A 22,195-nucleotide genomic window follows, 5' to 3' on the forward strand; every position below is an offset into this window, starting at 1 on the left:
TTGTCGCACCCTCTTTGACTCTTCCTTTCGGTTCCCCGGATTCAGGTCTAAGCTTCCCCCGATGCGGACTGGCCGGTGCCGGTTCCAGGTCGACCCTGAACGATGTGTTCGACGAATCTGCCCGATGACAGGCCGCAAAGGCTGGTAGATACCGGCTGTCGCGCCAATTGCCTTCGGTCAGCCAAACGTTGCGTTTGAACACACCTAGTTACATCCGACCTGACCCCCTCGCCTGCTCAATCCGCCAGGACGTTTTGCCCGCGGGCAATTTTGTCCCTACGCGGCGCATGGAAAGGCCGCAGAATCAGCATTTGAAAGCATTGACCCAGGTCATGGCGCGTTGCAATGACCCCCTGCTTTCTCCATACTTGCGGCCGATTTTTAATCCTAATAAAACACCCAAACCGTGGAACCTTAGAATGAGCACAGCAATCAGTCCGACTGCTTATAACTATAAGGTAGTCCGCCAGTTCGCCATCATGACGGTGGTCTGGGGGATCCTTGGCATGGGGCTCGGTGTCTTCATCGCCTCGCAACTTGTCTGGCCGGAATTGAATTTCGGTCTGCCATGGACGAGCTTTGGACGCCTGCGCCCGTTGCACACCAACCTGGTGATTTTCGCCTTCGGTGGATGTGCACTGTTTGCCACTTCTTATTACGTCGTGCAGCGAACCTGCCAAACGCGACTGATTTCCGACAGCCTCGCTGCCTTCACCTTCTGGGGATGGCAAGCGGTGATCGTCGGCGCGATCATTACCTTGCCGATGGGTTTCACCACCACCAAGGAATACGCGGAACTGGAATGGCCCCTGGCTATTCTGCTGGCCATTGTCTGGGTCACCTACGGTCTGGTGTTCTTCGGCACCATCGTCAAGCGCAAGACCAAGCACATCTATGTGGGTAACTGGTTCTACGGCGCCTTCATCGTCGTGACGGCGATGCTGCACATCGTCAACCACATGTCGCTGCCGGTCAGCCTGTTCAAGTCCTACTCGGCCTACTCGGGTGCGACTGACGCAATGATCCAGTGGTGGTACGGCCACAACGCCGTGGGCTTCTTCCTGACCACCGGCTTCCTGGGCATGATGTACTACTTCGTGCCGAAACAGGCTGAGCGTCCGATCTACTCCTATCGCCTGTCGATCGTGCACTTCTGGGCACTGATCACCCTGTACATCTGGGCCGGTCCCCACCACCTGCACTACACCGCACTGCCGGACTGGGCTCAGTCGCTGGGCATGGCGATGTCGATCATCCTGCTGGCACCGAGCTGGGGCGGCATGATCAACGGCATGATGACCCTGTCGGGCGCCTGGCATAAGCTGCGCACCGACCCGATCCTGCGCTTCCTCGTGGTGTCCCTGGCGTTCTACGGCATGTCGACCTTCGAAGGCCCGATGATGGCCATCAAGACCGTCAACTCGTTGTCGCACTACACCGACTGGACCATCGGCCACGTACACGCCGGCGCTCTGGGCTGGGTTGCGATGATCTCGATCGGCGCCATCTACCACATGATCCCGAAACTGTTCGGTCGTGCGCAGATGCACAGCACCGGCCTGATCAACACGCACTTCTGGCTCGCGACCATCGGTACCGTGCTCTACATCGCTTCGATGTGGGTCAACGGCATCACCCAGGGCCTGATGTGGCGTGCAATCAACGACGACGGCACCCTCACCTACTCGTTCGTCGAAGCGCTGCAAGCCAGCCACCCGGGCTTCATCGTTCGCGCCCTGGGCGGTGCGTTCTTCGCCACCGGCATGCTGTTCATGGCCTACAACGTCTTCCGTACCGTACGCGCCTCGAACCCGGCTGAAGCCGAAGCCGCCGAACAGATCGTCGTAGTTGGAGCTCACTGATGAAGCATGAAGCAGTCGAGAAGAATATTGGCCTGCTGGCCTTCTTCATGGTCATCGCCGTCAGCGTCGGCGGCCTGACCCAGATCGTTCCGCTGTTTTTCCAGGACGTCACCAACAAGCCGGTCGAGGGCATGAAGCCCCGCACCGCCCTTGAACTGGAAGGCCGGGACGTTTATATCGCCAACGGTTGTGTCGGCTGCCACTCGCAGATGATCCGTCCGTTCCGTGCTGAAACCGAACGCTACGGCCACTACTCGGTCGCCGGTGAAAGCGTCTGGGACCACCCGTTCCTGTGGGGTTCCAAGCGTACCGGTCCGGACCTGGCCCGTGTCGGCGGTCGTTACTCCGATGACTGGCAGCGTGCGCACTTGTACAACCCGCGCAACGTCGTGCCCGAGTCGAAAATGCCGGCCTACCCGTTCCTCGTGGAAAACAAGCTCGACGGCAAAGACACCGCCAAGAAAATGGAAGTGTTGCGCACGCTCGGCGTCCCTTACACCGATGAAGACATCGCCGGTGCCAGGGATGCCGTGAAGGGCAAAACCGAAATGGACGCGCTGGTGGCCTATCTGCAGGGCCTGGGCACCATCATCAAAAGCAAACGGTGATTTAGATGGATATCGGGATGATTCGTGGCCTGGGCACCGTTGTCGTGATGGTGGCCTTCATCGGACTGGCACTGTGGGTGTTCAGTCCCAAGCGCAAGTCGGAGTTTGAAGACGCGACCTTGCTGCCTTTCGCGGATGATCCCGAAGCCATCAAGCACGTCGAGCAAGCTTCTAGGAGTAACAAAGAATGACTACATTCTGGAGTCTGTACGTCACAGTCCTCAGTCTCGGTACGATCTTTTCCCTGACCTGGCTGCTGCTGTCGACCCGCAAGGGCCAGCGCACTGAGCAGACAGACGAGACGGTCGGGCACTCCTTCGACGGGATCGAGGAGTACGACAACCCGCTGCCGAAATGGTGGTTCATGCTGTTCGTGGGCACCATCATCTTCGCACTGGGCTACCTGGCGCTGTATCCGGGCCTGGGTAACTGGAAAGGCCTGCTGCCGGGTTACGGCTACCTCGACAACGAGAAGCAGACCCCCTTCGCCAACGGCCAGACCGGCTGGACCGGCGTCCACGAGTGGGAAAAGGAAATGGCCAAGTCGGACGCCAAGTTCGGTCCGATCTTCGCCAAGTTCGCGGCCATGCCAATCGAAGAAGTGGCCAAGGACCCGCAAGCCCTGAAGATGGGTGGGCGTCTGTTCGCCTCCAACTGCTCGGTCTGCCACGGTTCCGACGCCAAGGGCGCCTATGGCTTCCCTAACCTGACCGACGCCGACTGGCGCTGGGGCGGCGAGCCGGAAACCATCAAGACCACCATCATGGGCGGCCGTCATGCGGTGATGCCGGCGTGGGCTGAAGTGATCGGCGAGCAAGGCGTGGCCGACGTGGCCGCGTTTGTCCTGACCAACCTCGATGGCCGCAAACTGCCGGAAGGCGCCAAGGCCGACCCGGTTGCCGGGCAGAAACTGTTCGCCGCCAACTGCGTGGCGTGCCACGGTCCGGAAGGCAAGGGCACCCCAGCGATGGGCGCACCCAACCTGACTCACCCGGCAGCGTTCATCTACGGTTCGAGCTTCGCTCAACTGCAGCAGACCATCCGTTACGGCCGTCAGGGCCAGATGCCTGCGCAAGAGCAACTGCAAGGTAACGACAAGGTTCACCTGCTGGCCGCTTACGTCTACAGCCTGTCACACGGTGAAAAGGCTCCGGAAGCCGAGTCTCAGTAAGACCTGCGCTTTCGGTAACAGAAAAGGCCGCGCCAGTCATCTGGCGCGGCTTTTTTTATGGTTGCTCACGCAATTCCGGGGAACACCTGCAGAGCCCGCCGCGATCGGCCTCGTTGCTTGGTGGTGCATGTGTTCCCCTGTAGGAGCTGCCAGAGGCTGCGATCTTTTGATTTGCTTTTGCGATCTGGAGATTGCTGAAGATCAAGATCAAAAGATCGCAGCCTTCGGCAGCTCCTACAGATATTTCCCCCCGGGATTCCGTGAAGAGCCTTTTTTATGGTCGGCCGGCAAAAATCGATTTCACCGGCACCGTCCGGATCAACTGACGCGCCTGCCAATCGTTGTTCTCCACCAGGCTGACATGCAGCTGCTTGCGATCGTCGGAAAAGCTGGCAATCAGATAAGTCTCCTGGGAAGCGCCACCGCTGAGAAACATCGGCACGCCATTCAGGCTGGAGGCCTGTCCTGCGTCCTGATGGTAGTGACCCGCAAAGATGGCCGTGACCTCATACTTGGCGACCATTTCCCGGAAACGTTTTACTTGCTCCCAATCCCCCATCATGCCGTCCGGCTTGTGCATGTTGATGATGATCGCGTAGCCCTGAGCCCGGGCAATCCTGAGATCTTTCTCAAGCCAGTCGAGCGAACTGGTGATTTCGAATGTCGTCGGGTTCAACGGACTAGAGATGCGGACACTGTAGGTCGGCTCATTATTGAGTTGTACCATATGAACCTCGCCTATATTTTTCGAGTAAGCGAGACTACCCGCATACAACCTGTTTAGAGCCCCACCAATTATATCCAGGTCAAACTCCTCGACCTTACCCTGGTGATGCTCTTTGAAGTCCACGATACTGCCTGCAGCGCAGCTATTACTAAAACAATCATCCACATTATTTTGATAGTCATGATTGCCCAGACCGTACAGGTAGTCATCACCAAAGTATTTATTCAATACCGAATTAATGTAGGAGCGCTGCCACCCATGACCGAACGCCGTCATGTCGCCATTGATCATCAGCGGCACCTGCGACGGCGAGCCATGCTTCATGCGGAAGTCGGCAATGCTCGAGAACTGGCTATCCACCAGCCACTTGGAGCGTTTTTCAAAATCCGCAGCGGACTCAGGCTCGCCACTATCGGATTTTTCCGTCCATGGATATTGCGGATCAGACGCAAAAACCATATGACGAGGCATCCCTTCGACCGCATGCACAACAGTAGATACCGAGAACAACAGCAGACAGGCAAAAACCTTGATACTTTCATGAGAAAACATAGAAAAACTTCCATCCATAGAATTGATAACGCACGAATAGAACTTATCCGCACCCAACCCTTAAACTATTGGACGGAAAACAAAACATCAAACAATCAAAGCAGGACAGTCAAGTTAAGATATTTCCCGCGCATCAACCCACTGATATCCGCACCCCGCCGATATGGACTGATTGTTTACACTAACCACAACAACACAGGCCACGTCATCGTCAACGATTGCGCGCGGCCTTGCTGAAAACCGTCCATACTTCACAAGTCAATTGACTCAGATCACGTTTTGTTACATTCGCTACACCATTCATGATTTTTACCCAACGCGACCAAAGGTCGCACCCGCAGGCTAGAGCGACAGGCGTATCATTGCGCCACTGCAACACCCCTTTTTGACCGCGGTCGGCACGTACTGACCGAGGCACTTTTCCACTGCCGTGGGATGCAATGATGAGCAACCAGATTCCGGTACACGACGTCACTCCACCCACCAAGAACGCGAACAACAGCGTCGACCTCTACGCCTCCAGGGAAAAAATCTACACCCGCGCCTTCACCGGCCTGTTCCGCAACCTGCGGATGACCGGCGGTGCCCTGTTGTTCCTGCTGTATTTCGGTACGGTGTGGCTGGATTGGGGCGGTCATCAGGCGGTCTGGTGGAACCTGCCGGAGCGCAAGTTTTTCATTTTCGGCGCCACCTTCTGGCCCCAGGACTTCATCCTGCTGTCCGGCATGCTGATCATCGCCGCGTTCGGCCTGTTCTTCATCACGGTGTACGCCGGACGGGTCTGGTGCGGATATACCTGCCCGCAAAGCGTGTGGACCTGGATCTTCATGTGGTGCGAAAAAGTCACCGAAGGTGATCGCAACCAGCGCATCAAGCTCGACAAGGCGCCGATGAGCGCCAACAAGTTCCTGCGCAAGTTCAGCAAGCACAGCCTGTGGCTGTTGATCGGTTTCGTCACCGGCATGACCTTCGTCGGTTACTTCTCGCCGATCCGCGATCTGGTGTTCGACTTCTTCACCGGTCAGGCCGATGGCTGGTCTTACTTCTGGGTGGGTTTCTTTACCCTCGCCACTTACGGCAACGCCGGCTGGTTGCGCGAACAGGTGTGCATCTACATGTGCCCGTACGCGCGCTTCCAGAGCGTGATGTTCGACAAGGACACCCTGATCGTTTCCTACGACCCGCGCCGCGGCGAAAGCCGTGGCCCGCGCAAGAAAGGCATCGACTACAAGGCCCAGGGCCTGGGTGACTGCATCGACTGCACCATGTGCGTCCAGGTCTGCCCGACCGGTATCGACATCCGCGACGGCCTGCAAATCGAATGCATCGGCTGCGCCGCCTGCATCGATGCCTGCGACGCCATCATGGACAAGATGGAATACCCGCGCGGGCTGATCAGCTACACCACCGAGCACAACCTGTCCGGGCAGAAAACCCATAAACTGCGTCCACGCCTGATCGGCTATGCCGTGGTACTGCTGGCGATGATCAGCTTGCTGGTGACCGCGTTTTTCATGCGTTCGCTGGTGGGTTTCGATGTCAGCAAGGACCGCGTGCTGTACCGCGAGAACGCCGAAGGCCGGATCGAAAACGTCTACAGCCTGAAAATCATGAACAAGGACCAGCGCGACCACACCTACCTGCTTGAAGCCTCCGGCCTGCCGGATCTCAAATTGCAGGGCCGGCGCGAGATCAAGGTCGCGGCCGGCGAGATCGTCAGCCAGCCTGCCGAGCTGTCCGTCGCACCGGAACAACTGCCGTCGAGCACCAACGACGTGAAATTCATCCTCAAGGATGCCGATGACGACAGCGTCCACATTGAAGCCAAGAGCCGGTTCATCGGCCCACACAATCGTTGAGAGAACTGAACATGCCCGCAGCAACTGCCGCAAGCCCTTGGTACAAGCACCTCTGGCCATGGATCATCATCGGGATCCTGGCCTGCTCGGTGACGCTGACCTTGTCCATGGTGACCATCGCGGTGAAGAACCCGGACAACCTGGTCAACGACAACTACTACGAGGCCGGCAAAGGCATCAACCGCTCCCTCGACCGTGAGCTGCTGGCCCAGAACCTGAAAATGCGCGCCAGTATTCATCTCGATGACGTGACCGGCGAAGTTGACCTGCGCCTGAGCGGCGACAGCCATCCGAAAACCCTGGAGCTGAACCTGATCTCGCCGACCCAGCCGGAAAAGGATCGCAAGATCACCCTGGCCCGCAGCGAAACCGAACAGGGTCGCTACATCGGCCAACTGAGCGACAAGATCGAAGGCCGGCGCTTTGTCGAATTGCTCGGCACCCAGGACGACCATATCTGGCGCATGTTCGAAGAAGAACTGGTCAACCATGACAAGGATCTGCTGCTCGGCGATGAACCTCTGCAAGGCGCCGAAGACCTGAAAAAATAAAGAAGCGCTTCGCGCATCGCGAGCAAGCTCGCTCCCACAGTTGATCACCACCGTGCTCAGAACCTGAGTACACCTATGATCCCTGTGGGAGCGAGCTTGCTCGCGATGAGGCCCTATCAGACGCCAGAGATTCAGCAGTACTAGTGAATACTCCATGACCACCACCCCACTCCCCTGCTACCACTGCGCCCTGCCCGTCCCGGCCGGCAGTCGCTTCACCGCCGTCGTACTCGGGGAGTCCCGCGAGTTCTGCTGCCCGGGTTGCCAGGCCGTGGCCGAGGCCATCGTCGCCGGCGGCCTGGATAGCTATTACCAGCACCGCAGCGAAGCCTCGGCCAACCCCGAGGCGCTGCCGGTACAACTGGTCGACGAACTGGCGCTTTACGATCGCGCCGATGTGCAGCAACCCTTTGTCCGCCACGATGGCGAACTGGCCGAAACCACGCTGTTGATGGAAGGCATCAGTTGCGCCGCCTGCGGCTGGTTGATCGAGAAACACCTGCGCACCTTGCCGGCGGTGGCCGAAGCGCGCCTGAACCTGTCCAACCACCGCCTGCACGTGCGCTGGAGCGACGCGCAACTACCCCTGAGCCGGGTCCTCAGCGAACTGCGCCACATCGGATACGCCGCACACCCCTATCAGGCCGACCGCGCCAGCGAACAACTGGCCAGCGAAAACCGCCTGGCCCTGCGCCAGCTTGGCGTGGCCGGACTGCTATGGTTCCAGGCGATGATGGCGACCATGGCCACCTGGCCTGAATTCAACATCGACCTCAGTCCAGAACTGCACACCATCCTGCGCTGGGTCGCGCTGTTCCTCACCACCCCGATCGTGTTCTACAGCTGCGCGCCGTTTTTCAAAGGCGCCATGCGCGATCTGCGCACCCGCCACCTGACCATGGACGTTTCCGTGTCGCTGGCCATCGGCAGCGCCTACGTTGCCGGGATCTGGACCTCGATCAGCGGGGTCGGCGAACTGTATTTCGATGCCGTCGGCATGTTTGCCTTGTTCCTGCTGGCCGGGCGCTACCTGGAGCGGCGCGCCCGCGAGCGCACGGCCGCCGCCACCGCGCAGCTGGTGAATCTGTTACCCGCCTCGTGCCTGCGCTTGACGCCTGAAGGCCAGAGCGAACGCATTCTGCTCAGCGAACTGCGCATCGGTGATCAGGTACTGGTTCATCCAGGCGCCATTCTCCCGGCCGACGGCAAGATCCTCGACGGCCAGTCGAGTATCGACGAGTCGCTGCTGACCGGTGAATACCTGCCACACCCTCGCACCCTCGGCGATGCGGTCACTGCCGGCACCCTGAACGTCGAGGGCGCACTGACCGTCGAGGTCCAGGCCCTGGGCCAGGACACGCGCCTCTCGGCCATCGTTCGCCTGCTCGAGCGTGCCCAGGCCGAAAAACCGCGCCTGGCGGAAATCGCCGACCGCGCCGCGCAATGGTTCCTGCTGTTTTCACTGATCGCGGCTGCGGCCATTGGCCTGTTGTGGTGGGAACTGGACTCATCGCGAGCCTTCTGGATCGTGCTGGCGATGCTCGTGGCGACCTGCCCGTGCGCCTTGTCGCTGGCAACGCCGACCGCCCTCACTGCGGCCACCGGCACCTTGCACAAACTCGGCCTGCTGCTGACCCGCGGCCATGTGCTGGAAGGCCTGAACCAGATCGACACAGTGATTTTCGACAAGACTGGTACCCTCACCGAAGGCCGGCTGGCGCTGCGCTCGATCCGCCCCCTCGGCGCCCTCGACAGCGATCAATGCCTGGGCCTCGCCGCCGCCCTGGAAAACCGCTCCGAACACCCGATCGCCCGTGCTTTCGGACGCGCGCCGATGGCGGCCGAAGAAGTCCACAGCACCCCGGGGCTTGGCCTCGAGGGGCTGGTCGAAGGACGACGCCTGCGCATCGGTCAACCGGGATTCGTCTGCGAACTCAGTGGCGCCGTAGTGCCGCCGATGCCCGAAGAAGCCGGCCAATGGCTGCTGCTCGGCGACAGCGAAGGGCCGCTGGCCTGGCTGGTCCTTGATGATCGCTTGCGTGCCGATGCGCCAGCCTTGCTGGCCGCGTGCAAGGCGCGAGGCTGGCGCACGCTGTTGTTGTCCGGTGACAGCTCGCCGATGGTCGCCAGCGTGGCGGCAGAGCTGGGCATCGATGAAGCGCGCGGCGGCCTGCGCCCGGACGACAAACTGCAAGTCCTGCAACAACTGCACAAGGAAGGTCGCAAGGTGTTGATGCTGGGTGACGGCGTCAATGACGTGCCGGTGCTGGCGGCGGCGGATATCAGCGTCGCCATGGGCTCGGCCACCGACCTTGCGAAAACCAGTGCCGATGCTGTGCTGCTGTCCAACCGCCTCGACGCGCTGGTGCAAGCCTTCAGCCTGGCGCGGCGCACCCGTCGGGTCATTATCGAGAACCTGTTGTGGGCAGGGTTGTACAATGGCCTCATGTTGCCCTTCGCCGCCCTCGGCTGGATCACTCCGGTCTGGGCGGCGGTAGGCATGTCGATCAGTTCGTTGACCGTGGTGCTGAACGCGCTGCGCCTGACTCGAATGCCGAGCGAGCGCGCCCTCGACACCCCGCCAGAAACCCGCCCGCTGCCGGCCTGAGCCGCGCGGGCATGGAGTCCAGATGCCAGCTCTTTACGTGATGATTCCCGCTGCGCTGCTGATCGTGGCCATCGCCGTCTATATCTTCTTCTGGGCGGTCGACAGCGGACAGTACGACGACCTCGACGGCCCGGCCCACAGCATCCTGTTCGACGACCAGGACCCGAACCACACCGCCGCCGTAGACGAAGCCAGCGGGCAACCGGCCAAACCGCAAGACAAGGCCCCGCCCCATGCTTGAACTGGCGCCACTGCTGGTATCGGCGCTGATCCTCGGCTTGCTCGGCGGCGGTCATTGCCTGGGCATGTGCGGCGGCTTGATGGGCGCGCTGACCCTGGCGATTCCCAAGGAGCAACGCAGCCGGCGCTTTCGCCTGTTGCTGGCCTACAACCTGGGACGGATTCTGAGTTATGCCTGCGCCGGACTGTTGATCGGCCTGGCCGGATGGGCCGTGGCCAGCAGCCCGGCGGCAATGCTCCTGCGTATCCTCGCCGGCTTGTTGTTGATTGCCATGGGCTTGTACCTGGCTGGCTGGTGGAGCGGCCTGACCCGTATCGAAAGCCTCGGTCGAGCCTTGTGGCGGCACATCCAGCCAGTCGCCAACCGGTTGCTGCCGGTATCGAGCGTTCCACGGGCGCTGCTGCTGGGTGCACTCTGGGGCTGGCTGCCATGCGGCCTGGTTTACAGCACCTTGCTATGGGCAGCCAGCCAGGGCAACGCGCTGGACAGTGCACTGTTGATGCTTGCGTTCGGGCTTGGCACCTGGCCGGTGTTGCTGGCGACCGGCCTGGCTGCCGAACGCGTCACCGCGGTGTTGCGCAAGCGCAGTGTGCGCATGGCGGGCGGATTGCTGGTGATGCTGTTTGGTCTCTGGACACTGCCGGGGCCGCATCAGCATTGGCTCATGGGGCATTAAAAGCAAAAGATCGCAGCCTGCGGCAGCTCCTACATGGATCGCGTACACCTGTAGGAGCTGCCGCAGGCTGCGATCTTTTGATCTTGATGTAAATCAAGATGCCCCACCCCGACCTCGCATAAGGTGGCCGACACTGCCAGCCTATCCGGGGAATGCCCGCATGATGCTCGACGCCATTCGTTGGGACACTGATCTGATCCGCCGTTATGACCTGGCGGGACCCCGCTACACCTCGTACCCGACCGCCGTGCAATTCAACAGCCAGGTCGGCACCTTCGACCTGTTTCACGCCCTGCGCGACAGCCGCAAGGCCCAACGCCCATTGTCCCTTTACGTGCACGTGCCGTTCTGCGCAAACATTTGCTACTACTGCGCCTGCAACAAGGTCATCACCAAGGATCGCGGCCGGGCGCAGCCGTATTTGCAGCGCCTGGAACAGGAAATCCAGCTGATCGCCTGCCACCTCGACCCCACGCAGAAAGTCGAGCAACTGCACTTCGGTGGCGGCACGCCGACCTTTCTCAGCCACGACGAACTGCGCCAGTTGATGGCACACTTGCGCAAGCACTTCAATTTGCTGGACGACGATTCCGGCGACTACGGCATCGAGATCGACCCACGCGAGGCCGATTGGTCGACCATGGGACTGCTGCGCGAACTGGGCTTCAATCGGGTCAGCATCGGCCTGCAGGACCTTGACCCGGCGGTGCAGCGAGCGGTCAATCGCCTGCAAAGCCTGGAAGAAACCCGAGCCGTGATCGACGCTGCCCGCACCTTGCAGTTTCGCTCGATCAATATCGACCTGATCTACGGCCTGCCGAGGCAGACGCCGGAGAACTTCGCCCGCACCGTCGAAGAGGTCATCAACCTGCAACCGGACAGATTATCGGTGTTCAACTACGCCCACCTGCCGGAACGCTTCATGCCCCAGCGGCGCATCAACAGCAATGAACTGCCGACACCCGCGCAGAAGCTGGAAATGCTGCAGCGCACCATCGAGCAACTGATCAACGCCGGTTACCGCTACATCGGCATGGACCACTTCGCCCTGCCCGACGACGAGCTGGCTATAGCCCAGGAAGAATCGACCCTGCAACGCAATTTCCAGGGCTACACCACCCACGGTCATTGCGATCTGATCGGCCTCGGCGTCTCGGCAATCAGCCAGATCGGCGACCTCTACTGCCAGAACAGCAGCGACCTGAACCACTATCAGAACACCCTGGCTTCTCTGCAACTGGCCACCAGCCGCGGTCTGCTGTGCAATGCCGATGACCGGCTGCGGCGCGCGGTCATTCAGCAATTGATCTGCCATTTCAGCCTGGAATTCTCCGACATCGAACAGGCCTTCAACATCGATTTCCAGGGCTACTTCGGCGAACTCTGGCCCCAACTGCAAGGCATGGCCAAAGACGGGCTGATCGAACTCGATCGCGACAGGATCACCATCCTGCCCGCCGGGCGATTGTTGGTGCGTTCGGTGTGCATGGTGTTCGACGCGTACCTGGAACAACACAACCGCCAGCGATTTTCACGGGTGATCTAATTCTGCAAGCTAGCGTCCCGGACTGGCCTCGATCTCCTATGGTGAGTTACCCTTACGTCTTATGTGTGAATTCCCACAAGGATTGAAGAAATGTCCGAGCCAGTAAAACAGCGCGCTCATAGTCAAGCCCATTGCAAGGATTGCAGCCTGGCCCCTCTTTGCCTGCCACTTTCGCTGAATCTGGAAGACATGGATGCGCTGGACGAAATCGTCAAGCGCGGCCGGCCGCTGAAAAAGGGCGAGTTTCTGTTTCGCCAGGGCGATACCTTCGATTCTGTCTACGCAGTCCGTTCCGGCGCGCTCAAGACCTTCAGCCTGAGCGACGGCGGTGAAGAACAGCTCACCGGTTTCCACCTGCCCAGCGAACTGGTCGGCCTGTCGGGCATGGACACCGAAAAGCACCCGGTGTCGGCACAAGCTCTGGAAACCACCTCGGTGTGTGAAATTCCTTTCGAACGCCTCGACGAACTGGCCCTGCAACTGCCGCAGTTGCGCCGTCAGTTGATGCGGGTGATGAGTCGCGAAATCCGTGACGACCAGCAGATGATGCTGCTGTTGTCGAAAAAGACCGCCGACGAACGCATCGCCACCTTCCTGGTCAACCTGTCGGCACGTTTCCGCGCCCGGGGTTTTTCCGCCAATCAGTTCCGCCTGAGCATGTCGCGCAACGAAATCGGCAACTACCTGGGCCTGGCGGTGGAAACCGTGTCCCGGGTCTTTACCCGCTTCCAGCAAAACGAGCTGATTGCCGCAGAAGGCAAGGAAATCCGGATTATCGACCCGATCCAGCTGTGCGCCCTGGCCGGTGGCTCACTGGAAGGCTGAAACAAAACGTTGCGGCTGAGCGAAACGGTTCAGCCGCCGTTATACTGCGTCGTTTGCAGCCCTGCCAGGACACCTAGACGATGGTCTTCGACTCCTTCGACATCAAATCCCTCATCCGCCCTGTCATCGACTTCCCGAAGCCGGGCGTGATCTTTCGCGACATCACCCCGCTGTTCCAGTCGCCCAAGGCCCTGCGCCTGGTGATGGACAGCTTCGCCCACCGCTACGTCGAGGCTGACTTCACCCACATCGGCGCGATGGACGCCCGTGGCTTCCTGATCGGTTCGGTACTGGCCTATCAGTTGAACAAGCCGCTGGTGCTGTTTCGCAAGCAAGGCAAGCTGCCGGCTGACGTACTGGCCGAGGGTTATGCGACCGAATACGGCGAAGCCTTCCTGGAAGTGCACGCCGACAGCCTGTGCGAAGGGGATTCGGTGGTGATGTTCGATGACCTGATCGCGACCGGCGGCACCCTGATTGCCGCCGCCAACCTGATCCGCCGCATGGGTGCGCGGGTGCATGAAGCGGCGGCGATCATCGACCTGCCGGAGCTGGGTGGTTCGCAGCGCCTGGAGGACATGGGCATTCCGACGTTCTGCCTGACGCAGTTTGCGTTGAGCGATATGTAACAAACGTCAAAAGATCGCAGCCTTCGGCAGCTCCTACAAGAGCTGCCGAAGGCTGCGATCTTTTGCTTCTAAAGCCCCATCTGCTTGCTGATGATCTCGTTCATCACTTCCCGCGTCCCGCCGCCAATCGACAGGATCCGGTTGTCGCGGTACAGCCGCTCCACCAGGCTCTCGCGCATATATCCCAGCCCACCGAGTATCTGCACCGCATCGGTCACGATCCGGTCCGCCGTATCCGTCGCAAAATTCTTGGCCATGGAAATTTCCTTGATCACGCTCTGCCCCGCCGCCATCTTTGCCGCCTGGCGGTAGGTGAACTCCCGGGATACCTCCAGCGCGGTCGCCATCTCGGCGAGGCGATGCTTGATCACCTGAAACTTGCCGATCGGTTTGCCAAAGGCCTCGCGCTGGCGCGCCCACTTCAGGCTTTCCTCCAGCGCCAGCTGTGCCGTCATGTTGGCCATCAGTGCCAGGGCCAGGCGTTCGCTCTGGAAATTGCCCATGATGCAGGCAAAGCCCATGTTCTCGGCGCCGATCAGGTTTCCCACGGGTACCGGGCAATCATCGAAGAACAGTTCGGCGGTGTCTGACGCCCACCAGCCCATTTTCTTCAGTTGCCGTCCTACGGTGAAACCGGGCGTGCCCTTTTCGATCAACAACAGGCTGATACCGGAGAACCCCGGCTCACCGGTACGCACCGCGACGGTATAAAAGTCCGCACGCACACCGCTGGTGATAAAGGTTTTGCTGCCATTGACCCGGTAAAAGTCGCCATCGCGCACGGCGCGGGTTTGCAGGTTGGCGACGTCGGAGCCGCCGCCGGGCTCGGTGACGGCCAGGGCGCTGATTTTCTCTCCCGACAACACCTGGGGCAGCACACGATCCCGCACTTCGGGTCGTGCCCACTTCAGAATGGGCGGTAAGCCGATATCCAGTGAACCAAGGCCTGCCACTAGCCCGCCTGAGCCGCAGCGCATCAACTCCTCACTGGCGGCAACCTTGGCGAACAGATCCCCTTCGTGGCTGCCTCCGTAAGCTTCCGGGTAGCCGATGCCGAGAATCCCCGCTGCGCCGGCCTTGAGGTAGAGCTCGCGCGGAAAGCTTTCGGCTTCTTCCCACTGCTCGATATCAGGAAGAATCTCGCGCTCGACGAAACGTCTGACGCTGTCGCGGACCAATTGGTGGCTGGGGTCGAAGTATTCCTGAAAGGCAGGCATCGGCGAGCTCCACTGAAGGGGTCAGTGAAGTTAACCGAGCGCTTGCTTGGTTTACAAGAGACGGATAGAAGATCAAAAGATCGCAGCCTTCGGCAGCTCCTACAGGGGATCAGTGTCTTTCTGTAGGAGCTGCCGCAGGCTGCGATCTTTTCGGCTTGATGCGATTACAACGAAATCGGCTTCCGCCCGGCAAACGAATGTGCCAGCGTGCCGCCATCCACCAGCTCCAGCTCACCACCGAGCGGCACGCCATGGGCGATGCGCGAGGCGATCAGGCCTTTGCTGCTGAGCAACTGGGCGATGTAATGCGCTGTGGCTTCACCTTCCACGGTCGGGTTGGTCGCCAGGATGACTTCGGCGAAGGTGCCAGCCTCTTCGATCCGCGCCATCAATTGCGGGATGCCGATGGCTTCCGGCCCCAGACCGTCGAGCGGCGACAGGTGCCCCTTGAGCACGAAGTAGCGCCCGCGGAAACCGGTCTGCTCCACCGCATAGACGTCCATCGGGCCTTCCACCACGCAGAGCAAGGTGTCGTCGCGACGGGTATCGGCGCATTGCGGGCACAGATCATCTTCGGTCAGCGTACGGCACAAGCGGCAGTGACCAACCCCTTCCATGGCCTGGCTCAAGGCCAGCGCCAGGCGCGAGCCGCCGCTGCGGTCACGCTCGAGCAACTGCAACGCCATGCGCTGGGCGGTTTTCTGACCCACGCCTGGCAAAATTCGCAGGGCGTCGATCAGTTGGCGAATCAAAGGGCTGAAGCTCATGGTGGAAAAGTCCGACAAGACAACGAGACGCGGTTTATACCCGCGCCTCGGTTGAGCGTCAAATTGCAGCGTCAATTACTCAGTCCCGGGAAACCCGAACCACCAGTTTGCCGAAGTTGCGCCCCTCCAGCATGCCGATGAACGCGTCGGGAGCCTGTTCCAGGCCATCAACCACATCTTCGCGGAATTTCACTTTCCCATCGCGCACCCAGGGCGCCATGGCACTGAGAAATTCCGGCTGGCGATCACCATAGTCATCGAACACGATGAAGCCCTGGATGCGCACCCGCTTGGTCAACAGGGTGCGCTGCAACAGGGGCAGGCGATCCGGCCCGCTCGGCGCTTCATGGGCGTTATAGGAGGCAATCAGGCCGCACAGTGGAATTCGTGCCTTGGGATTGAGCAACGGCACCACGGCGTCGAAAACCTTGCCACCGACGTTTTCGTAGTAGATATCGATGCCCTTGCCGCAGGCCTTGGCCAGTTCATCGGCAAAGTCCGGACTCTTGTGGTCGATACAGGCGTCGAAGCCCAACTCGTCGACCACATAACGGCACTTGTCCGCCCCGCCGGCCACGCCGACCACACGCAGCCCCTTGATCTTCGCCACCTGGCCGACCACCGACCCCACTGCGCCTGAGGCCGCTGCAACCACCAGGGTTTCACCGGCCTTGGGCTGACCGATGTCCATCAGGCCCATGTACGCGGTCATGCCCGGCATTCCCAGCACCCCAAGGGCCATCGACGCACTGGGCAATCCCGATGGCACCGCAATGATGCTGCGCCCGTCATTGATGCTGTGGCTTTGCCAACCGGTGGCACCGACCACCAGGTCACCTTCCTGAAACTTCGGATTGAGCGAGCGCTCGACCCGGCTGACCGCGCCCCCGGTCATGACTTCGCCGATTTCCACCGGTGCGGCGTAGGACGGAGCGTCGCTCATGCGTCCGCGCATGTAGGGATCCAGCGACAGGAAAACGGTCTTGAGCAGCACCTCACCGTCGGCGAGTTCCGGCAACGCCACCCGCTCTATGCGGAAGTTTTCCGGCGTCGGCGCGCCGACCGGGCGTGAAGCCAGGACAATGCGTTGATTGAGGGTCATGGGGTCGGACATGGCAGCGTCTCCTGGGATCGATGGGGTTGGGTGATATAGGGAGCAGACCTTTGTGGCGGTATGGCGTTCGATGTGTTTTCAGTTGGATCGGGGTGAATTTTTCGCGAGCAAGCCCGCTCCCACACTGGATTTGTGTACGACGCCCACCTGTGAGAGCGGGCTTGCTCGCGAAGGCGCCATCACGGACGACACATACCCAACAGCCAGAAACAAAAATGCCAGGCGCAATGCCTGGCATTTTTTGTAGCTCATCTGCCGCCTGAAGGCGAATCAGAATGGCAGTTTCATGCCCGGCGGCAGTTGCATGCCGGCAGTCATGCTGCCCATCTTGTCCTGGCTGTTGGCTTCGATCTTGCGCACGGCATCGTTGACCGCGGAGGCGATGACCGCTTCCAGCATTTCCTTGTCGTCTTCGCTCATGCCTTCGACCAGGCTCGGGTCGATGGTCACGCTCTTGACGTCATGACGCCCGGTCATCACCACGGTGACCATATCGCCACCAGCCTTACCGGTGACTTCGGCGTTGGCCAGTTCTTCCTGCATCTTGGCCATTTTTTCCTGCATCTGCTGCGCCTGCTTCATCAGGCCGGCCATGCCACCTTTCATCATGGTAATCACCTCAAAAGTACTTGGATCAAAACAGCGCCCGGCGGAATGTAGCCGAGCACCTTCAGTTATTAGCCCTGAGTGACCAGGGCGTCGACAGGTTCAATAGTATCGTTACGGACCACCGCACCGAACTGCTGCATCATTTGCTGGATGAACGGATCGCCGTGGATCGATTCCTCCGCCTCGCGCTGACGGTTGGCGCGGCGGCGCGAAGCCGCTTGTGCCGGGGTTTCCTGCTCGGGCTTGATCAGCTCGATGCTCAGGGTCAGCGTGCGCTGGTGATACTGGTTCAGCGCATCGTTGAGGCGACGCTGCTGAGTGGCGTTGAACAAGGCACTGTGGGCCGGGTCCAGGTGCATCAGCCAATTGTCGCCATCCACCGCGATCAGCGTGCAGTTGGCGGCGATGCTGCCGGTCATGCCGGAAATCGGCAATTTCGGGAACAGCTCCAGCCATTGCAGGGCCAGGCCGGTGGCCGGCATTGCCGCGGGCTCAGGCTCGGGCTCCGGCGCCGGGTCGGCGGCATGCTCGCTGGCCAGTTCGTCGAGGTAACTGTAGGCCGAATCCATGTCCGGCTCGATGTAATCCTCGTCCAGCGGCGGCTCGTCATCCAGGTCCATGCCCGGCGTTGCGGCATCGACCTCGGCCACCGAAGGCTCCGGGATTGGCGCCGCAGCCCACTCCGGGGCGTCCGGCACCACGCTGTCCGGCGTCGGTAGCGGCATCGGCGGTAATTCGGGTTGTTCGCTGGCGGTTTCCAGCACCGGCTCCACCGCCGGTTGCTGAACCGGGGCTGGCGCGACCGGGTCATTCCACGGCAGGTCGACCACCTCTTCGACCACGGCCGCTTCAACCTCAGGCACAGGCGCAGCTTCCGGCACAACGACCGGCGCCACCGGTTCCGGTGCTGGCGCAGGCGCCGCCACTGGCGCAGCCACTTTCGGTGCAACGGCCGCAGCGGCTACCGGCGCAACGACCTGCGCGGCAGCCACTGAGTTTGCGGAATCAACTGTGGCCTGGCTGATCCCCACTGGCTTTAGCGGTTGCCTCGGGGCATCCGCGGTGTCTGCGGGCCGGAACGCCAGCATCCGCAGCAACACCATTTCAAAACCGCCCCGGGGATCCGGCGCCAGCGGCAAGTCGCGGCGGCCGATCAGGCCCATCTGGTAGTAGAACTGCACGTCTTCGGCCGGCAAGGCCTGGGCCAGTGCCAGCACGCGATCGCGGTCGCCGTGACCGTTATCGACACCTTCCGGCAAGGCCTGGGCAATGGCAACGCGGTGCAGCACATTGAGAATCTCCGAGAGCACGCCATTCCAGTCCGGGCCTTGTTCGGCCAGGTGGCGGACGGCTTCGAGCAACGCCTTGGCATCGCCTTCGATCAGCGCATGCAGGACGTCGTAGACCTGCCCGTGATCGAGGGTCCCGAGCATCGCTCGCACATCGGCGGCCATGACCTTGCCTTCACCGAAGGCAATCGCCTGGTCGGTCAGGCTCATGGCATCACGCATCGAACCGTCGGCAGCACGGCCCAGCAACCACAGCGCATCGTCCTCGAACGGCACGTTCTCGACACCCAGCACGTGGGTCAAGTGCTCGACAACCCGTTCCGGCGTCATGTTCTTCAGGGAGAACTGCAGGCACCGCGACAGAATCGTTGCCGGAAGTTTCTGCGGATCAGTGGTCGCCAGGATGAACTTGACGTAGGGTGGCGGCTCCTCGAGGGTTTTGAGCAGCGCGTTGAAGGAATGGCTGGAGAGCATGTGCACTTCGTCGATCAGATAGACCTTGAAGCGCCCGCGGCTCGGGGCGTACTGCACGTTGTCGAGCAATTCGCGGGTATCTTCGACCTTGGTGCGGCTCGCGGCGTCGATCTCGATCAGGTCGACAAAGCGGCCTTCGTCGATTTCGCGACACACCGAACACTCGCCACAGGGGGACGAAGTGATACCTGTCTCACAGTTAAGGCATTTGGCAATGATCCGCGCGATGGTGGTCTTGCCGACCCCACGGGTACCGGTGAAGAGGTAGGCGTGGTGCAGCCGCTGGCTGTCCAAGGCATTGATCAGAGCCTTGAGCACATGGGTCTGGCCGACCATTTCGCGGAACGAGCGCGGACGCCATTTACGTGCAAGAACCTGATAACTCATCGAAAACCGTCGCAGCGAAGGAAGCAGAAGCGGCTAATGCTAGCGGAGCAAGGCACAAATTGCATCCGGTGCGCTCGTGTATTGTGGCTAAGCTGCACATCGGGGGCATTTAATGGAGTGTTTATGCGGCTGGCCTTGGGGGCATTGCTGTTGATCAGCCTGGACGGCGCGGCGGCGCCAGCACCGCTGCGCTTCGTGATAACCGACAGCTGGAGCATGCCCATGGTGCAGCTTGAGCGGGGCAAACCGACCCAGGGCATCCTGTATGACATGATGCTCAGCCTCGCGACCCAGGTCGGCGTACCGGCCGAATTCCACGTATTGCCCCGCAGGCGCATACAAGGCGCCATGGAGCAAGGCGAGGTCGATGTCCGCTGTTATGCCGCGCAATCGTGGCTGCCCGAGCAACCTGACGAATATCTCTGGAGCATCCCGCTCTTCACTCAACCTGACGTGTTGATCACCCGGCATGCGCTGCCCGACGCAGTCAAACCCGCCGACTTGCCACAACAGCCCATTGGCACCGTGCTGGGCTACAGCTACCCGACCCTGCAGCCGCTGTTCGACAGCGGCCAACTGCAGCGCGACGACGCACGCAATCAGGAACAAGTGCTGGAAAAGCTCCTGGCCGGCCGCAATCGTTATGCCGTCAGCAATCAATGGAGCCTGGACTGGTTCAATCACCGCCTGCTGCCGGAGCAGCAACTGCAAAGCGTGGCGGTGCTGCAGGAAAACAGTCTCGGCTGCTACGTTCGCAACGACCCACAGGTCCCGGTGCAGAGCATTCTGCGCACCCTGGCGCGGATGAAGATGTCCGGGGAGATCGATGAAATTGTTCGGCTGTATATCGGGGGCGAGCCTGCGGCTGTGGATAAAGCGCAAACGACGAAAAACCGCCCCGGAGAAGATCCTGGCAGCTAGCGAAAGTCTGTATTCAAGAAAATAATGCGAGAGAACACTCGCGTGGCGTTAAGGTGGTAACCCTACCAGCCACACCCCGGCACACAATGTCACCGCTGCGGCTGCTCCCTTCCAGGCCTGACCGGGTTCACGGCTGATCGTTGCGGGGGGACCGATAGGGTCACCATAACGACGCTCACCTGTCGGCGAGCCGCGCCATTGTACCTATCTGAGGCGAAGTTACAACCGTTGGTTTCGGAATAAAAACATGAGGGGCTTCAAGCACTTGCTATTGCGCCTCAAGCACTGCATCCGCCCTGCCGCCCGCCTGCTGAATCACCAGATGAATGAAGTGCAGCTTGGCAACGACAGCAGGCGGCAGGACGAAGGGGTAGAAATCCGGCTGCCCCATGCTGCGTGACAGCTCGTTGAGCATGCCGGCCAGTTCGATCCAGGCGTTGACGAACGACAGGAAAGCCGCGCCGCCGGGATGCTGCGGATCGTAGAGGGTTTGGGGTGGAAACGGCTGATAGTCGAAGTCCATTTCCCGGGCGCTCATGCCAAACCCCAGCGCGGTGTCCACGGCGTCCATCATGTGCAGGTAGTGCGCCCAGGTTTCCGCCCAGTCTTCCCACGGATGCATGGTCGCGTAGGCGCTGACGCAGTGCTGCTGCCAGTCGAGCGGCGCGCCTTGCTGATAATGGCGTTCGAGGGCATCGGCGTAGCTCGCGCGTTCATCGCCGAACAAGCCGCGAAAAGGCTCAAGCCAATGGCTATGGGCGATCAATCGGTCCCAGTAGTAATGCCCGACTTCGTGACGAAAATGCCCGAGCAAGGTGCGATAGGGTTCGTGCATTTGCACCCTCACCTGCTCGCGGTGCGCGTCGTCGGCCTCCTTGATATCGAGGGTGATCAGGCCGTTGGCGTGGCCCGTGGTCGGCGGCTTGCCTTCAAGGTCGACGCCGATGAAATCGAAGGCAAGGCCGGTCTCCTCATCGACTGCCCTGGGAATCACCTGCAACCCCAGGCTGACCAGTTGCGCGACCAGACGCCGCTTGGCGGTTTCCACCTTGCGCCAGCGCTCGTGGTTGTCGGTGATCGACAGGTCGGGAATCGTGCGATTCAAGCTACAGGCCATGCACAAGGTTTCGTGGTCATTGGCCGCAAGCAGCCAGTTGCACGCAGCCGGTGAGTCGAGGTTGGCGCAGCGGCGGAACGCGCCCGCCTGCGGATCGGCGTCGAGCCACCAGATGTCGGGGCGCTCGCCCGGTTGCAGGGAAGATAAGCGGCTTTGCTCAGGTTGATAGCCGAGGGCCGCTGAACACGCCAGGCACTGGCTGTTGCGGAAAAACAGCGACTGCCCGCAACGACACGGCCACACCTTGCTGTTGCGCGGGCTTTCGCCCATGAACGGTGCGGCGATGCGCGAACTGAGCTGTTCGAAGAACGGGTGCATGGTGATCTCTCCCTGGGGCTTGCAGAGACTAGATCATTCTTGTGCCTGGATCGTTCCAGTTGGAATTGAGGTGCCTGTAAAAAGATCGCAGCCTTCGGCAGCTCCTACAGAGATCGGTGTAGGAGCT

General features: G+C 60.8%; 20 protein-coding genes and 1 other RNA gene. 13 read left to right on the plus strand and 8 right to left on the minus strand.

The features are described from left to right. The first annotated feature begins 419 nt into the window (after positions 1–419). Genes ccoN through ccoP form a run of 4 tightly spaced genes read left to right on the plus strand, consistent with a single transcriptional unit; the run spans position 420 to position 3,641 of the window. On the plus strand, positions 420–1,862 hold the full coding sequence (gene ccoN, locus C9422_RS27390) for a cytochrome-c oxidase, cbb3-type subunit I (protein WP_007974131.1): 1,443 nt from the start codon (positions 420–422) through the stop codon (positions 1,860–1,862). After that, entirely contained in the window at positions 1,862–2,470 is a 609-nt protein-coding gene (ccoO, locus tag C9422_RS27395; protein WP_011333287.1) for a cytochrome-c oxidase, cbb3-type subunit II, read from the plus strand. The genes ccoN and ccoO overlap by 1 nt, the downstream gene beginning before the upstream one ends. Before the next feature lie 5 nt (positions 2,471–2,475). Next, the gene (locus C9422_RS27400) at positions 2,476–2,661 is read left to right on the plus strand and encodes a CcoQ/FixQ family Cbb3-type cytochrome c oxidase assembly chaperone (protein WP_003175465.1); all 186 of its coding nucleotides are present in this window, start codon (positions 2,476–2,478) and stop codon (positions 2,659–2,661) included. Further along, a complete protein-coding gene (gene ccoP, locus C9422_RS27405) occupies positions 2,658–3,641 on the plus strand; it encodes a cytochrome-c oxidase, cbb3-type subunit III (protein WP_007971439.1) in 984 nt (327 codons plus the stop codon). The genes C9422_RS27400 and ccoP overlap by 4 nt, the downstream gene beginning before the upstream one ends. A 274-nt stretch (positions 3,642–3,915) precedes the next feature. Here the strand turns inward: ccoP and C9422_RS27410 are convergent, their stop codons facing one another. Continuing rightward, a complete protein-coding gene (locus tag C9422_RS27410; protein ID WP_116582847.1) occupies positions 3,916–4,920 on the minus strand; it encodes a metallophosphoesterase in 1,005 nt (334 codons plus the stop codon). Positions 4,921–5,363: 443 nt separating this feature from the next. On the opposite strand from C9422_RS27410, the gene ccoG reads away from it, so the two are divergent. The 8 genes from ccoG (at position 5,364) to C9422_RS27450 (ending at position 13,855) form a co-directional block, all read left to right on the plus strand. Then, complete coding sequence (gene ccoG, locus C9422_RS27415; protein ID WP_116582848.1) at positions 5,364–6,779, plus strand: cytochrome c oxidase accessory protein CcoG; 1,416 nt, start codon at positions 5,364–5,366, stop codon at positions 6,777–6,779. A gap of 11 nt (positions 6,780–6,790) precedes the next feature. Continuing rightward, a complete protein-coding gene (locus C9422_RS27420; protein ID WP_116582849.1) occupies positions 6,791–7,330 on the plus strand; it encodes a FixH family protein in 540 nt (179 codons plus the stop codon). Positions 7,331–7,484: 154 nt separating this feature from the next. Then, a complete protein-coding gene (locus C9422_RS27425; RefSeq protein ID WP_116582850.1) occupies positions 7,485–9,938 on the plus strand; it encodes a heavy metal translocating P-type ATPase in 2,454 nt (817 codons plus the stop codon). A gap of 22 nt (positions 9,939–9,960) precedes the next feature. Next, positions 9,961–10,179 (plus strand): cbb3-type cytochrome oxidase assembly protein CcoS, encoded by a 219-nt coding sequence (ccoS, locus tag C9422_RS27430; protein ID WP_007971444.1) that lies wholly within the window; start codon positions 9,961–9,963, stop codon positions 10,177–10,179. Further along, complete coding sequence (locus C9422_RS27435; protein WP_116582851.1) at positions 10,172–10,855, plus strand: sulfite exporter TauE/SafE family protein; 684 nt, start codon at positions 10,172–10,174, stop codon at positions 10,853–10,855. Before ccoS ends, C9422_RS27435 begins: the two co-directional genes overlap by 8 nt. A gap of 163 nt (positions 10,856–11,018) precedes the next feature. Next, entirely contained in the window at positions 11,019–12,401 is a 1,383-nt protein-coding gene (gene hemN / locus C9422_RS27440) for an oxygen-independent coproporphyrinogen III oxidase (RefSeq protein ID WP_116582884.1), read from the plus strand. Positions 12,402–12,491: 90 nt separating this feature from the next. After that, positions 12,492–13,226, plus strand: a complete 735-nt coding sequence (gene fnr / locus C9422_RS27445) for a fumarate/nitrate reduction transcriptional regulator Fnr (protein ID WP_007971448.1) — start codon at positions 12,492–12,494, stop codon at positions 13,224–13,226. Between the two features lie 80 nt (positions 13,227–13,306). Then, positions 13,307–13,855 (plus strand): adenine phosphoribosyltransferase, encoded by a 549-nt coding sequence (locus C9422_RS27450; protein WP_102698763.1) that lies wholly within the window; start codon positions 13,307–13,309, stop codon positions 13,853–13,855. A 68-nt stretch (positions 13,856–13,923) separates the two neighbouring features. Here C9422_RS27450 and C9422_RS27455 read toward each other — a convergent pair whose 3' ends face one another. From C9422_RS27455 to dnaX, 5 genes are all read right to left on the minus strand, one after another. After that, positions 13,924–15,072, minus strand: coding sequence for an acyl-CoA dehydrogenase family protein (locus C9422_RS27455; RefSeq protein ID WP_116582852.1), 1,149 nt, complete (start codon positions 15,070–15,072; stop codon positions 13,924–13,926). Between the two features lie 164 nt (positions 15,073–15,236). After that, positions 15,237–15,839 (minus strand): recombination mediator RecR, encoded by a 603-nt coding sequence (recR, locus tag C9422_RS27460; RefSeq protein ID WP_008050204.1) that lies wholly within the window; start codon positions 15,837–15,839, stop codon positions 15,237–15,239. Between the two features lie 79 nt (positions 15,840–15,918). Beyond that, positions 15,919–16,953, minus strand: coding sequence for an NADP-dependent oxidoreductase (locus C9422_RS27465; protein ID WP_116582853.1), 1,035 nt, complete (start codon positions 16,951–16,953; stop codon positions 15,919–15,921). Between the two features lie 270 nt (positions 16,954–17,223). Next, positions 17,224–17,562, minus strand: coding sequence for a YbaB/EbfC family nucleoid-associated protein (locus C9422_RS27470; RefSeq protein WP_007971455.1), 339 nt, complete (start codon positions 17,560–17,562; stop codon positions 17,224–17,226). A 68-nt stretch (positions 17,563–17,630) separates the two neighbouring features. Continuing rightward, positions 17,631–19,712: a DNA polymerase III subunit gamma/tau gene (gene dnaX, locus C9422_RS27475; RefSeq protein ID WP_116582854.1), complete on the minus strand. Its 2,082-nt coding sequence runs from the start codon at positions 19,710–19,712 to the stop codon at positions 17,631–17,633. A 123-nt stretch (positions 19,713–19,835) separates the two neighbouring features. Between dnaX and C9422_RS27480 the strand changes: the two genes are divergently transcribed. Next, positions 19,836–20,633 carry an ABC transporter substrate-binding protein gene (locus C9422_RS27480; RefSeq protein WP_116582855.1) on the plus strand — a complete coding sequence of 266 codons (798 nt, stop codon included), beginning with the start codon at positions 19,836–19,838 and terminating at the stop codon, positions 20,631–20,633. Between the two features lie 60 nt (positions 20,634–20,693). Here the strand turns inward: C9422_RS27480 and ffs are convergent. After that, positions 20,694–20,790, minus strand: an RNA gene (ffs, locus tag C9422_RS27485) — signal recognition particle sRNA small type. Between the two features lie 111 nt (positions 20,791–20,901). Further along, positions 20,902–22,068 (minus strand): putative zinc-binding metallopeptidase, encoded by a 1,167-nt coding sequence (locus tag C9422_RS27490; RefSeq protein ID WP_116582856.1) that lies wholly within the window; start codon positions 22,066–22,068, stop codon positions 20,902–20,904. Positions 22,069–22,195: the final 127 nt, after the last annotated feature.

The organism is Pseudomonas sp. B1(2018) (assembly GCF_003097365.1).
Classification (GTDB): domain Bacteria; phylum Pseudomonadota; class Gammaproteobacteria; order Pseudomonadales; family Pseudomonadaceae; genus Aquipseudomonas; species Aquipseudomonas laurylsulfatiphila.